This is a genomic window from Burkholderia catarinensis (assembly GCF_001883705.2).
GTDB classification, from domain to species: Bacteria; Pseudomonadota; Gammaproteobacteria; order Burkholderiales; family Burkholderiaceae; genus Burkholderia; species Burkholderia catarinensis.
This window is the reverse complement of sequence record NZ_MDEQ02000006.1, coordinates 266,847-279,861: the sequence shown is the minus strand read 5'-3', so window position 1 is coordinate 279,861 and position 13,015 is coordinate 266,847. Positions and strand designations below refer to the sequence as shown.

General features: G+C 64.5%; 9 protein-coding genes and 3 pseudogenes. 6 read left to right on the top strand and 6 right to left on the bottom strand.

Features of this window, described 5'->3' with window-relative positions; translation table 11 throughout:
* From BFF94_RS12295 to BFF94_RS12280, 4 genes and pseudogenes are all read right to left on the bottom strand, one after another.
* Nucleotides 1-2,064: a MacB family efflux pump subunit gene (locus tag BFF94_RS12295; protein WP_219139385.1), complete on the bottom strand. Its 2,064-nt coding sequence runs from the start codon at nt 2,062-2,064 to the stop codon at nt 1-3.
* A 2-nt stretch (nt 2,065-2,066) separates the two neighbouring features.
* Complete coding sequence (gene macA, locus BFF94_RS12290; RefSeq protein WP_128847310.1) at nt 2,067-3,248, bottom strand: macrolide transporter subunit MacA; 1,182 nt, start codon at nt 3,246-3,248, stop codon at nt 2,067-2,069.
* Nucleotides 3,249-3,545: 297 nt separating this feature from the next.
* Nucleotides 3,546-4,127 carry an HD domain-containing protein gene (locus tag BFF94_RS12285; RefSeq protein WP_128847313.1) on the bottom strand — a complete coding sequence of 194 codons (582 nt, stop codon included), beginning with the start codon at nt 4,125-4,127 and terminating at the stop codon, nt 3,546-3,548.
* 79 nt (nt 4,128-4,206) lie between these two features.
* A pseudogene (locus BFF94_RS12280) lies at nt 4,207-4,960 on the bottom strand (helix-turn-helix domain-containing protein); the annotation flags it as partial.
* Between the two features lie 579 nt (nt 4,961-5,539).
* Between BFF94_RS12280 and BFF94_RS38440 the strand changes: the two are divergent.
* From BFF94_RS38440 to BFF94_RS12260, 4 genes and pseudogenes are all read left to right on the top strand, one after another.
* A pseudogene (locus BFF94_RS38440) lies at nt 5,540-5,810 on the top strand (PAAR domain-containing protein).
* A gap of 92 nt (nt 5,811-5,902) precedes the next feature.
* Nucleotides 5,903-6,427: a DUF3304 domain-containing protein gene (locus BFF94_RS38435; protein WP_128847083.1), complete on the top strand. Its 525-nt coding sequence runs from the start codon at nt 5,903-5,905 to the stop codon at nt 6,425-6,427.
* 11 nt (nt 6,428-6,438) lie between these two features.
* Nucleotides 6,439-8,811, top strand: coding sequence for a T6SS phospholipase effector Tle1-like catalytic domain-containing protein (locus tag BFF94_RS38555; protein WP_128847085.1), 2,373 nt, complete (start codon nt 6,439-6,441; stop codon nt 8,809-8,811).
* A gap of 12 nt (nt 8,812-8,823) precedes the next feature.
* Nucleotides 8,824-9,006: pseudogene (locus tag BFF94_RS12260) on the top strand (IS630 family transposase); the annotation flags it as partial.
* Here BFF94_RS12260 and BFF94_RS12255 read toward each other — a convergent pair.
* Nucleotides 9,003-9,569: a helix-turn-helix domain-containing protein gene (locus BFF94_RS12255; RefSeq protein ID WP_219139384.1), complete on the bottom strand. Its 567-nt coding sequence runs from the start codon at nt 9,567-9,569 to the stop codon at nt 9,003-9,005. The pseudogene BFF94_RS12260 and the gene BFF94_RS12255 overlap by 4 nt on opposite strands.
* Nucleotides 9,570-9,620: 51 nt before the next feature.
* Entirely contained in the window at nt 9,621-10,262 is a 642-nt protein-coding gene (locus tag BFF94_RS12250; RefSeq protein ID WP_128845956.1) for a hypothetical protein, read from the bottom strand.
* 348 nt (nt 10,263-10,610) lie between these two features.
* Between BFF94_RS12250 and BFF94_RS12245 the strand changes: the two genes are divergently transcribed.
* Both BFF94_RS12245 and BFF94_RS12240 read left to right on the top strand, forming a co-directional pair.
* A complete protein-coding gene (locus BFF94_RS12245) occupies nt 10,611-12,014 on the top strand; it encodes an HdeD family acid-resistance protein (RefSeq protein ID WP_128845959.1) in 1,404 nt (467 codons plus the stop codon).
* Nucleotides 12,015-12,111: 97 nt separating this feature from the next.
* Nucleotides 12,112-12,690, top strand: a complete 579-nt coding sequence (locus BFF94_RS12240; RefSeq protein ID WP_219139383.1) for a hypothetical protein — start codon at nt 12,112-12,114, stop codon at nt 12,688-12,690.
* The last annotated feature ends 325 nt before the right edge of the window (nt 12,691-13,015 follow it).

The following is a 13,015-nucleotide window of genomic DNA, read 5'->3' as shown; positions in this document are numbered from 1 at the left end:
TCAGTCGCGCGCGAGCGCATCGATCGGATCGAGCCGCGACGCGTTGCGTGCGGGCATGAAACCGAATATCACACCGGTGAGCGTCGAGCAGACGAACGCCGTCACGATCGCGCCGGCGGAGAACACCATCTTCCACTGCGCGACGAACATCGAGAACACGGCGCCGAGCCCGAACGACAGCGCGATGCCGATCGTGCCGCCGAGCAGGCAGACGAGCACGGCCTCGACGAGGAACTGCTGCAGGATGTCGGACTGGCGCGCGCCGACCGCCATCCGGATGCCGATCTCGCGCGTGCGCTCGGTGACCGACACGAGCATGATGTTCATCACGCCGATCCCGCCGACGACGAGCGAGATCACGGCGATCAGCGACAGCAGCAGCGTCAGCGACTGGCCGGTCTTCTCGACGGTCTTCACCACGCTGTCCATGTTGTACGTGAAGAAGTCCTTGCGGCCGTGGCGCTGGATCATCAGCTTCTCGAGGCTTTTCTCGGCGGCGGCGCTCGGCTGCCCGTCGCGCACGCGCACGGTGATGCTGTCGAGATGGCGCTGGCCGAACAGCCGGCCGCTCGCGGTCGTGTACGGCACCCACACGTTCAGGCTTTTCACGCTGCCGAACGCGCTCTTCTTGTCGGCCGTGACGCCGATCACGACGCACGGCACGTTGTCGACCAGGATCGCTTCGCCGATCGGGTTGCGTGTCGCGCCGAACAGCTTGCGGCGGGTGTTCTGGTCGATCACGGCCACCTGCGCCTGGCGGCGCACCGCGTCCTCGTCGAACGCGACGCCCAGCGCGAAGCGCATCCCGCGCGCCTGGAAGAAGCGGTCGCCGACGCCGCTCACGAGCGCGTTGACGTCGATGTTGCGGTAGCGCAGCAGCAGCGTGCGCGACGTTTCGGGCGTCGCGCTGTCGACGTACGGCTGCTCGGCGAGCGCGGCGACATCGGCGGGCACGAGCGTCTGGATCGCGTCCGCGCGGCTGTCGCCCCAGTCGGTGCCCGGATAGACGTTGATCGTGTTGGTGCCGATGCTGCCGATCTCGTCGAGCATGTAGCGCTTCGCGCCTTCGCCGATCGCGACGATCGACACGACCGACGTGATGCCGATGATGATGCCGAGCATCGTCAGCAGCGTGCGCAGCCGGTGCGACACGAGCGCGATCCATGCCATCCGGCAGGCCTCGGCGAAGCGGCCGGTGCCGGCCGCGAAGCGCCGCGCGCGCGTGCCGGTATTGGCGGCGGCATCGGCATCGACATCGACATCGACATCGGCGGGCGGCGGCGTGTCGTGGCGACCGTGGCGATCGCGTTCGGACGGCGCGCCGGCTGCCGCTTCTGCCACGTCGGTGCCGGCTTCAACGAGGGCTTCCGCATAGTGGCGATTCGGCCGGTCGGCGACGATCTCGCCGTCGCTGATCTCGATGATGCGCCGCGCATGGCGCGCGACATCCTTGTCGTGCGTGACGATGACGATCGTGTGGCCGAGCGCGTTCAGCTCGTGCAGGATGCGAATCACGTCCTGGCCGCTTTTCGTGTCGAGCGCGCCGGTCGGTTCGTCGGCGAGGATCACCTGGCCGCCGTTCATCAGCGCGCGCGCAATGCTCACGCGCTGCTGCTGGCCGCCGGACAGTTGCCCGGGCCGGTGGTGCGCGCGATCCGCGAGCCCGAGGCGCGCGAGCAGCGCGCGGGCGCGTTCATGCCGCTCCGTGCGCGTGGTGCCCGCATAGATCGCGGGCATTTCGAGGTTCGCGACCGCGTCGACGTGCGGCAGCAGGTGATAGCGCTGGAACACGAAGCCGAAGTGCTCGCGGCGCAACTGCGCGAGTTCGTCGCTGTCGAGCATCTGCGTGTCGCGTCCGCCGACCGTGTAGGTGCCTTCGCTCGGGTGATCGAGGCAGCCGAGGATGTTCATCAGCGTCGACTTGCCGGAACCCGACGCGCCGACGATCGCGACGATCTCGCCCGCGTCGATCGACAGGTTGACGTTGTTCAGGACGACGACGTCCTTGTCGCCGGCCGGAAAGCGTCGCGTGACGGCAGCGAGTTTCAGCAGGGGCTGGCTCATCGTCACACCACGTCCGCCAGCGGCGCGTGCTCGTCCGCGGCGGCTTCGCCGATCACGACGCGTTCGCCGTCCTTCAGGCCGGCCAGCACTTCGACGCGCACGTTGTTGTTGATGCCGATGCGGATGTTGCGCGTTTCCGTGCTGCCGTCGGCGCGCAGCACGCGCACGGTATACGTGCCGTCCTTGCGCTTCTCGCCGAGCGCGGCGGCCGGCATGCTGAGCGCGTTGCGCGCACGGTCGAGCACGATGCTGACCTGCGCGGTCATCGAGATGCGCAGCCGATGCTCGGGATTCGGCACGTCGAACAGCGCGTTGTAGAACACGGCGCTGTTCGGCTTCGTGCCGCTGCCGAGCGCGCTCTGCGCTTCCGCAAAGTTCTGCGGCGCCGGTTCGATCGCGCGCAGCTTGCCGTAGTGGCGCTTGTCCGGTTCGCCGAGGATCGTGAAAAACGCGGTCTGGCCGGCACGCACGCGGATCACGTCGGCTTCCGATATTTGCGCCTTCACGGTCATCGTGTCGAGATCCGCGAGCTTCAGGATCACCGGCGCCTGCTGCTGCGCGATCACGGTCTGGCCTTCCTGCGTGACGATCGCGACGACCTCGCCGTCGATCGGCGCGACGATGCGCGTGTAGCCGAGGTTGGCCTGCGCGGTCTCGATCTGGATGCGGGCCGAACGGATCTGTGCGGCGAAGGAAGCGAGTGTCGCGCGCTGTACGTCGAGCGTCGCGCGCGCGGCCTCGAACGACTCGTGCGACGTCGCATCGTCGGGGAGCATCGCCTGCTGGCGGCGGAACGCGAGTTCCGCCTGTGTCAGTTGCGCGGCGGTCGATTGCTGCTGCGCGCGCAGGCTTTCTTCGCTGGCGCGCGCCTGGCGTAACGCGTTTTCCGAGATCACCGGATCGATTTCGGCGAGCCATTGGCCCTTCGTGACCTTGTCGCCGAGCTTGACCTTCAGCGTCTTCAACTGCCCGGACACCTGCGCGCCGACGTCGACCTGCTTGAACGCCTGCAGCGCGCCGGTCGCGAGCACCGCGTTCTCGAGATCGCCGCGCGTGACGGGTGCGGACAGGTATTGCGGATGCTTGTCGGGCGCGCAGGCCTTCAGCGTGACGCCGGCGACGATCGCGACGACGGCAAGGGTGGCCAGCACGATGCGCCGGCGGCGATGGGTCTTCTGAGTCATGAGAACGCAGCGAGGATGAAGCGGGCGCCGGCAATGCGTGCGGCCGGGCGGGACGATCCGATCGGCTTCGCATGCCGGGCGTGTTGCCCGCGACGGCATCCGCGTACGCATCGCGCGGGCGTGCCGAGTCGAATCAGGCGCTCATGGTAAGCGAGGAATTCGCGTCAAATCGTGTGGGAATTGTGCTGAATTGTGCGAACGCCGCACCGGAGCGAATGCCGGGCGGCGTCATTGTTGCGATCTGTGAAAGCGGCGGGGAAGGGGGGCGCGGCCGATCCCACGCCCGATCCCGCGAGCTTACGCGCGCTGTACGCCCGCGTCGATCCGGCGTTGCGTATCGGCGTCCACGATATCGCGGATCGCGCTGAACAGCGGCGCGGCGTCGGTATAGCGTCGACCGTAGCCGAGATTGAACGCGTAGTCGAAATCGGGCGGATTGTTGCCCTGGTTGTGCTGCAGGATCGTTTCGAGCTTGTCGAGCGCCTTCGCCGCGCGGGCTTCCGGCGACGCGGCCGCCTCGTATTCGTCCCACAGCGCGACGATCTCGTCGCGCTGCGCGGGATCGAGCGATGCGGTCAGTGTCAGCAGGTCGTCGCGTTCGTGCGCGCTCTTGTCCGGGTGCGCGGCCTGCTCGATTGCGGGGATGTCGCCGTGCAGTGCCTCGCCGAGATCGTGGACGACGCACAGCTTCAGCAGCTTCAGCGTGTCGATGCCGGGCAGCGCGTCGGCGAACACGAGCGCCATCAGGCACAGCCGCCAGCTGTGCTCGGCGGTGCTTTCTGGGCGTCCGCCCGATGTGTGGCCGCTGCGCAGCACGTCCTTCAGCCGTTCGGTTTCGCGCAGGAAATCGAGCCGCGCGTGGATCGTATCGGGGTTCATGGTCGGCGTCCTTGCGATGAGCGGTCAAGCGTAATGCGGCCGGTCGCGGTTCGTCCACGCATGAAATATGCGCGGTGCGCTAGTGTCCTGTTCCACTGATTCGGGAACAAAGTCGATGTAGCTTTTCGAGGATGGAGTCGGCTGACGCGGTCCAGACGAACGGCTTGCAGTTTTCGTTGTAGTGGGAAACGAATTGATCGATACGCTTGATCAGTTGCTTGACCGAGCCGAACGAGCCTCTACGGATCGCCTTGTCGGTGATCGACGCAAAGAAGCGTTCGACCTGGTAGAGCCACGAACTGTAGGTGGGAATGAAATGCATGTGCCAGCGGGGGCGTGTCGCCAGCCACGCCTTTACCTTCGGATGCTTGTGACTGCTGTAGTTGTCGACGATGCAACTCCTTGCACTGGCTCTTCTCGTCCACGCACAACACCAAGGCGTTCTCCGGTGGGCTCAGGTACAGGCCGACTACATCGCGCAATTTCTCGATGAAGAACTGATCGGTCGAGAGCTTGAAGCTTTCGCTGCGATGCGGCTGCAGGCCCAGCAGCTTGAAGTAACGATGCACACTTGTTGGCGAAATGGCGGTTTCGGCGGCGATCGTGCGCACGCTCCAGTGCGTGGAGCCATCCGCAGGCTTCGTGTGCAGGGTCTTGTGAATCAGTTGAGCGAGTCGCTCATCGTTGATCGAGCGTGGCTTGCCGGGACGACCTTCGTCATAGAGCCCGCTGATGCGCTGCTCCAGAAACCGCACACGCCATTTGCCCACCGTGGCGCGAGTGAGTTGCAGGCGTTGCGCGATCACGTTGTTGGGTTCGCCGTCAGCCGCCGAGGGTGATCAACTACGCGCCGAAGTCATCGACCTGATCGAGCAGCTTGCCCACGTCGAGGGATGGGCGGCAGCCCGCTATCCGACCTGCTGCCGAATCTTGCGTACTTCCGGGCACGGCTGGCCGATGTGCAAGCGGAGGCGGCGACGTGCACCGTGTTCAGCACGGCTGACAGGAGCAGCACATGATCCACGCAAATGAGCTCCACTTGTCGTCCAACTTACTCGGCAAGAACAAGTGAACCGAGGCGAACATGGTCGATGTCGTGTTGACGACGCGGCATCGATGTTGTCCGTGCTTGCCGAGAATAAATGTTCAGGTGCCGAGCGGTTTCCGGGACAGGTGGCCGCGAGGTTTTTCGACTATAAAAAGGGCGGTGCACGGAATAAACGCGTCGCCCAGCCCATTGCACACCGTTGCGATTCCGCGCAATTCCTTCTCTCTCCCTCTTGCCTGAAATCACCGCGATCCAATTTTGAGAAAGGGTTTGAGCGAACCGCTGTAGAGTTTTTCCGCTCGTGTCACAGGATGCCGTAAGGGCATCTCATCTATCTCTTTGTGACAAAACAACAGGAGAGGGCGTGAAAGACCAACACGGATGGGACGTGATCCGTCTGGGCGATATCACCGACCACGGCGGCGAAGTCATCGAGGCGGCCGGCGAGTTGAAGCATGGGGGAATTCCCGTCGCGCTCGACGGCCACGGGGTGAGGTGCCCCTCGATGCGGCGGCGTGTTTCCGCAGCTGGTAAGCGGCCTGCGCACGCATCGCGGCCGAGGCGTCAGCAATCGCGGCGACAAGACCGGTTGCGGCGCGACCGTCATCGGTCCGCGAACAATGGAGGCAAGGTAAATGGTGATGTTGACTCAATCCCGCGCGCTTTCACTCAAGGGCGCAGCGCTGCCGATCTACGGGAAGGCACTCCAAAAACAGGAGGTTGGGAAATGACCGTGTTTGTCTGGAAGCGTTTCGCTACGCTATTCGTCGTTGGGTGGTTGTTGACATTGGCGGGTTGCTCGGATGAAAACGAGAGCAATCCGTCCAGTGTGGGTGGCTATAACTATACCGACTACTACATCGACCAATTCCACGTTACCAACGAGGGCCAACAACTGTCCGCGGGGGGGGCAAACATGTTTCCGAAGGAGGCAGGGCAGGAGCGCTCGGAAAGTGGCGGTATGTGCTGTATCGGTATTCCTTCCAAATGGCGGCCTGGCATGAAGCTGGTCGTCAAGTGGCGACGGGACACGCGCCCTTACGACGACGATCGTAGCGGTGACCAGTGGCTTACTGCAACGACGGAGGTGCCGCCGTATGGGCCACGGACCTATGGCTTTTGGGTGCATTTCCTTTCAGGCGACCGTATTCGCGTTGAAATTCAGGATAAGCCACCAATGCCAGTTAAACCAGCTGAGCAGGATCCCTACATCGTGCAGGGTGTGCTGGACCCTGAATTGAGCAAGAAATAAGGAGAAGTGTGATGAACGTAATCCGCTGGCCTGAACCATTCAATGAGCAAGGACGTTTGTCCGAAGGGGAAACTGCCCGACTGACGGGGGAAAGTACCCTGGTAGAAGAGAAGCCAGGCTGCCCGCAGACGCTGCGGGTTAATCTGTTCTTCGATGGTACGAATAACAATATGAAATGGGACGCGGAGAGCGCGGAAAAACCCACGCATAGCAACGTCGCCAGATTGTTTCGTGCTTGCCCTCGAAACGAGTCGATAGGAATTTTCTCCGAATACGTCCCCGGCGTTGGAACTCCGTTTCCTGAAATCGGTGAAACAGCCTTCTCGTCGGAAGGCAAGGCATTTGCTCTTGGTTTCGGCATGCGCGTGGCGTGGGGGTACACCCGCTTGCTGAACGCGCTGCATCAGGCAATGACAGGTAGCGCGCTGCTGGATCACACGGAAGCCCGCGCCCTGTGTGCATCGATCGACGCTGATGTCATCGCCTCGAACGACACGATGACCCGGGGCGTTGGAAGGATGTCCACGGTTTTTCCTGTGGCGGGGCCTCTCGCAACCGCTTCACGGAAGTATTACGGATACAAGACTCGGGCGAAGCTGGAGCGTCTCCACGGGGAACTGTCAGCGCTTCAGAAGAAGCATAGCGGGCCCGGCGGTCAACTCAATCGTTCGATCAAGAAAGTATGGGTGAACGTTTTTGGGTTCTCGCGCGGTGCGGCGAGCGCGCGTGTATTTGTCAACCGCCTCATCAGCATCTGGGCACCGGATGGAATGATTGCCGGGGCGATTCCGTTCGAGGTCAATTTCCTCGGAATTTTCGACACGGTGGCATCGGTCGGACTGCCGGACACCGTTACCGCGGCGATCAATTTGGCGGACCTTGACGGGCACTGGGCATGGACAGCAGGAGGTGCCCTCAACATCCCTGCGTCGGTCAAAAAGTGTGTGCATTATTTCTCGATTCACGAACAGCGGATGAGCTTTCCGCTCGATTCCATTCGGGAAAAGCAAGACTATCCGGCCGGTGCACCGCGCAGGGTTGAAATGGCCTACCCGGGAGTGCATTCGGATGTGGGGGGCGGTTATGCGTTCAACGAAGAAGGCAAGTCGCGGGACGGTGATAGTAGCAAGCTGAGTCAGATCGCCTTGCACAACATGTATATCGAGGCACTAAAGGCCGGAGTGCCGTTAGCAGTAAAGACTGGTAAAACTCCACTTCCGAAGATCGTGGAGCAGGATTTCCGTATATCTTCAAGCGTTGCCCGCGCCTTTAACGACTGGCTCTCGACCGTCAATCAAAAGCCCCTCGACAGCGTCGAATCGGCACTTCGCATTGGCATGGGCCAGTCGCTCGCGTGGCGTACCTTGCGCGCGGATTATGGAAATCCTCAGGCCTACATCACGTCGCAGGAATTCTTCCGTCATGCGCCTGAAAACGAGGTCACGCCGTACGGACTGGAAACGCGAATCGGGAGCAAGGCCACATCGACTTCGCGGCTTGACGACTTGAAACGTGAGAAGCACCAGCTCGAGAAGCAAAAGGCAGATTTTGAAGCTGCTGCGCTCAGCATGCCTGCGATTCCGGCCCTCGCGAATCCGTTCAAGAAAAAGGCGGCCGAACTTGACGAGCAAATCAAGAAAAAAGATGCCGATATCCTCGCGGCCGCAGCGGGGAAACCGCCTCGCCCTGGCGAGGGCACAACGGACGTGATGACGAACGACAAGACCGACCTTCTGGAAGCCGCGGAAGAGTTCCGGCTCTTGCTGGCGTACCTGTATCCCGATCAGCGATGGCGTTGGCAGGTGTACTGGGCACTCCCACCGGCAGACACGGTGAAGGTAAAGAAGGGGCCGATCGGAAAGGCAATTCCCTTGGAGCAGAACGCCAATGCGTATTACCTGACGGTCGAACGAAAGGATGTCGTTTCGCACCGTAGGCAAGGGTCGGCGACTGCATGGATGGGGGAACGTGATCGGGTGATGCAATTGCTCGGCGCCGTCGCCCCGTATCAGCCGATACTGGATTTTGTTCTCACGCCGAGGCCGGAGATGCTGCCGTTCCTGCTTAAGCACACGTCTGACGAGGCCGTGCGAAAGCTGCCTCGTGCCGCGATCCGCTTGCTCGACGATTATGTTCACGATAGCCGCGCATGGTTTCGCGTGCCCTATTTCCACGAATATGCACCCGGCGGTTACGGTTGGGCACGGACGGTTTTCGTCGGCGACGACAGGCGCGTTCGATCGCTCGGCCTGAAAGACAATGCCTCGCACATTGCCGCCGAGCGTGCAAGGGCGGCGGCGGCGGATCGCGGCAACTACCTCGCTGAGCAGTTCAGGACGTTACCGCCGCCGGTGAAAGTCGACTTCGGCACATTTCCGCGCTGATGAGCGCGCCAGCTCACCGACAAGGCGATCCGTAGAGGCTCGTTCGGCTCGGTCAAGCAACTGATCAAGCGTATCGATCAATTCGTTTCCCACTACAACGAAAACTGCAAGCCGTTCGTCTGGACCGCGTCAGCCGACTCCATCCTCGAAAAGCTACATCGACTTTGTTCCCGAATCAGTGGAACAGGACACTAGCACGTTGCGAGCGTTTCCACGAGCCGCACGGCCGAACCGTCCGACAGCGTCATCCGCGTCCACCGGCACGTGCTGCCGCGGATCGGCACGACGCGCGACGCATTCGCGCCGGTGTCGAACTCCACGCTCGGCGGCCCTGCGCGGTCATGCCAGCCGAGCGTGTCGAGCGCGGCTTCCATGCGGACGATCTCCGGTGTCGCATAGCGCCACAGCGACGTGCCGAGCAGCACCGGCAGCGGTTGCGAGAATTCGGCCGCGCGCGCCGGCGAACAGGCGAGCAGGCGGTGCGTGAGGTCGCACACGAGATGCATGCGGCCCGCGCTGCCCGTGACGAGCCGCGCGAGCGCGTGGTCGCCCGCGGAGTCGACGCGCGCGGCGAGCAGCCGCTCGGCCGTCGCGCGCTCGGCGGGCGACATCTGCTGGAGGCCGGCTTCCCAGCGGGAGATCGTCGATTGCGCGACGCCGAACAGTTCGGCGGCATGGCTCTGCTTCACGCGGTGCAGCAGGCGCCAGCGCTTCAGTTGTGGGCCGAGCGGTGGCGTGTGAAGCGGTGAAGCGGTCATGGCGATGCTCCGGTCGGTGCGGCCGCCGCGCCGTCGCGCGTGCCGCGGCGGTTACGGATGAAGGTGGAATCCCCCTTGCGCTTCGAGCACGACGAGCGCGATGGGAACCAGGATGACGCCGCCCAGCACGAGCACGCCGTCGGCGGCAACCGTGACCGGCGTGGCGAGAATCCGCAGCCCCATGCCGAGGGCGGACGGCGATTGCTTGATGTAGATCGAATACGGCCGGTTGAACGGCTGCGCGGCCGCCTTGTCTTTCCCGGCGAAGCCTTCCGTCGAATAGCGCTTGCCGCCGATGTCGCCTTCGAGCACGAGACCGGCTTGCGCGGCGGTGAAGCCGTCGGCGGCGGCCGCCTGCCGATCGTCGTCCGACGCGTCCTTCGGCAACACGATCCGGTAGTGGCCGGTGACGCTGCCGCCGCTCGCATGAAAGCCGATGAACGTCGTGCGCAGCGATTTCCGGTAGCCGGACTGCAGTACCGGCCGCAACTGGGCCGGCAGATCGAAGATGTAATGGTAGCGCGTGCCCAGGACGACCAGCTTCTTGCCGTCCTCGGTAATCATGAATCCGGACACGCCTTCGCTGTAGGCGTCGTCCTTGTACAGCTTCGGCGTGAAGCAGCCCGACAGCGCGAGGCTGCTTGCGGCCATGGCGGCGGCCAGCAGGCGCCGGCGCGTGATCGATACGTTCATTTGTTGTTGTTTCCGTCTTGTGCGGTGCGGTGGCTGGTGCCCTCGGAAGGGGATTCTCGCGTATCCGCCGCACGTTGTCGAACGGGAAATCTGCCGTGGCAGCGAGGGGCGGCCCCGCCCGCGCCGCGCCGAAGACGTTTTCAGCGGGCTTTTCAACAGGCTTTCAACCGGCTCCGTCATATCTTATTATTCGGCGAGAGCGGCGCGAGCCGGCCGCCATCGGTCATGTCGAGGCATGACGCGCCGGCAACGATTGCCGCCTTCCGACCGGTGCGTCACATGATGCGCGGCCGAAATGACAGGAGACGCGTGGCCGCGCGTATCCCGAAAAATGACAACGAGGGCGCGATGGTACGACTGGTCTTGCTGCTGCTGGGCATCGAATATCTGCGTACCCGCTGGCGCGGACTGACCGTGCTTGGCTGGCTGTGGGTCGTCGCGGGCATCGTGATCTTCGTCGATGCGCTCGACGGCGCGCTGCACTTTCCGATCCAGATCTTTGCGTGGCTGTTCCTGATCGAGGGGCTCGCGACGCTTGCGGTGGCCGGCAGCGGCGTCGGCGGCCAGCGTGTCCTGCGCTACGTGAAGGGGATCGTGGTCGTGGTGGCCGCCGGGCTCGTGTTCGCGGGGCATCACCATGGCCACTTCCTGCTGTCGATGATCTTCGGCACGCTGTTCCTCGTCGACGGGCTGCTGCAGTGCACGTCCGCGTGGATGGTGCGCTACCGCCGCTGGAACGTCGCGTTCGCGTGGGGTGTCGTCGAGATCCTGCTGGCGATCTTCTTCTTTCAGCCGTACCCGACGCACTACGTAGGCACCGTGCCGTACTGCCTCGGCCTGCTGCTGATGTTCGGCGGGATGCACATGCTGAGCATCGCCGCGCGCGTGCGGCGGCTGACGCGCAATCCGGCGTTCGCGACGTCGCCCGCGCCGGCGATTGCGCCCGACCTCGACGATGCGTGCGACCTGCCGCATTTCTCGCAGTCCGAATGGGACGGCCCGCCGGCCGACGGCGAGCATGCGCTTACCGTGCACGTGTGGACGCCGACCGGCACGTCGAAGGCCGAAGCGCAGCGCTATCCGGTGATCGACCGTTATATCGCGGCGGTGGACGCCAACGGCGTGATCTCGACCGGGCACGCGGCGCTGGAGTCGCCGGAGGGCATCTACATCAGCCTGTATCCGGGCGTCGAAATCGATCGTTCTCCGGATGAATTCACGCGCATCCTGCGCGCGACGCGCGAAAACGACGTGCCGGGCCTGTTCCAGCCCGACTACGCGACCGAGTCGAACGCGTGGTGTCCGTCGACCGTGCGCGTGCGCATCCGGAATTACGATCCGGCAAAGCTGGACGCATTCTGGTCGTCGTACCGGCAGAACGAGACGTACAACCTCACGTACCGCAACTGTTCGAGCACCGTGTCGAACGCGCTCGAAGCCGCGCTCGACGGCGCGGTGTGGCGGCTGAAGGGCGCGCATGCAGGCTGGGGCGCATTCGTGCGGCTGCTGCTCACGCCCGAGCTGTGGGTCGCCGCGCAGATCCGCAAGCGCGCGGTGACGATGGCCTGGACGCCCGGGCTCACGCTCGACTATGCGCGCGCGCTCAGCATGCTCGCCGATCCGCGGCCGTTCGCGTGGTGGAAGGTCGCGCGCTCGGCGGTGAAGGCGATCATGGCGTCGCGCCGCGCATGGCGCGAGCAGGACAGCGCGGCGCTGTCGCCTGGTGGACCGGAGGCCGCGTCGATGAAGTGAAACGCGTGGCGCCGGACGAGGGCCCGGCGTCACATGGGCCGCCGCCGCGCGGCCCGGCGAGGCTGCCCGCCACAACAACCCGCAAGCGAGCAAAACAATGAACAAGACGAGCGCTTTCCGCATCCTGATTCCCGCTGCGCTGGCGCTGACGTGCGCCGGTCTCGCGCAGGCGAGCGCGGACGAAGTGCCGCGCATGAGCAACGACGTGTACCGGATCTCGGTGTCGTTCTGCTCGAAAGTCGCGGCCGCCGAGAAGATCGAGTGCCAGGGCGACATGATCGCCGCGGGCAGCCGGATCGTCGCGGCGATCGGCGGCCTGCCGCCGGCGTCCGCCACGTCGATCGACGAAGGCGCACGCAACAAGCTGCCGGCTGCGGAGCGCGAGGGGCTCGCGCCCGTCGAGCCGGGTCCGATCGACAAGGACGACGACCTTGCGGGCCTGGCCGGCATGGTGCGCCTCTGCGACGTGTACGAACCCGGGCCGGCACCGCGCGCGCGGCATCACGCGGCGCTGAAGCAGCAGGCGCCGGACGCCGTGCCGCGCGTCGAGGCGCTGCTGGCCGATGCGTCGACGGCGGCGCGCCAGCGAGTGAGCATCGGCGTGTGGCAGATACTCGCGCTCGAAGGGCCCGAGTCGGTGGCGCGCGCGTGCACGCAGCTCGGCGCCGGATCGTGAGCGACGGCAAGCCATTGGCGTGTGGCGTTCGATCGTCGACGAGCCTGCGTCGATAGTGCGGCTTCCTTGGCGGACCCGGACGGTCAGCCGCTTGCGATCGTGGCCGGCCTGACCCGTACCGGCTTGCTCGGCGTGCGGGCGACCGGAGAGGGCTGCACTGCGCCGCGCACGGAGTTTTTGCTGCGTCTGCGAAAGCGGCGCCGTGAAGCGCAGCGCGATGTCGAAGCCCGTTTCGCGATCGAGGCGGTCGATGGTCACGTCCGCCGTACAGGCGGACGCACGATGAAGGTGGCGACAGGGTACGCCGGCGTCGCATGCGGCGGAA

Coding starts and splice junctions, on each gene's coding strand:
- BFF94_RS12285 (WP_128847313.1), bottom strand. CDS start 4,127: ATGAACCCCGATACGATCCACGCGCGGCTCGATTTCCTGCGCGAAACC.
- BFF94_RS38435 (WP_128847083.1), top strand. CDS start 5,903: ATGACCGTGTTTGTCTGGAAGCGTTTCGCTACGCTATTCGTCGTTGGG.
- BFF94_RS12240 (WP_219139383.1), top strand. CDS start 12,112: ATGAACAAGACGAGCGCTTTCCGCATCCTGATTCCCGCTGCGCTGGCG.
- BFF94_RS12295 (WP_219139385.1), bottom strand. CDS start 2,064: ATGAGCCAGCCCCTGCTGAAACTCGCTGCCGTCACGCGACGCTTTCCG.
- BFF94_RS38555 (WP_128847085.1), top strand. CDS start 6,439: ATGAACGTAATCCGCTGGCCTGAACCATTCAATGAGCAAGGACGTTTG.
- BFF94_RS12250 (WP_128845956.1), bottom strand. CDS start 10,262: ATGAACGTATCGATCACGCGCCGGCGCCTGCTGGCCGCCGCCATGGCC.
- BFF94_RS12245 (WP_128845959.1), top strand. CDS start 10,611: ATGGTACGACTGGTCTTGCTGCTGCTGGGCATCGAATATCTGCGTACC.
- macA (WP_128847310.1), bottom strand. CDS start 3,248: ATGACTCAGAAGACCCATCGCCGCCGGCGCATCGTGCTGGCCACCCTT.
- BFF94_RS12255 (WP_219139384.1), bottom strand. CDS start 9,569: ATGACCGCTTCACCGCTTCACACGCCACCGCTCGGCCCACAACTGAAG.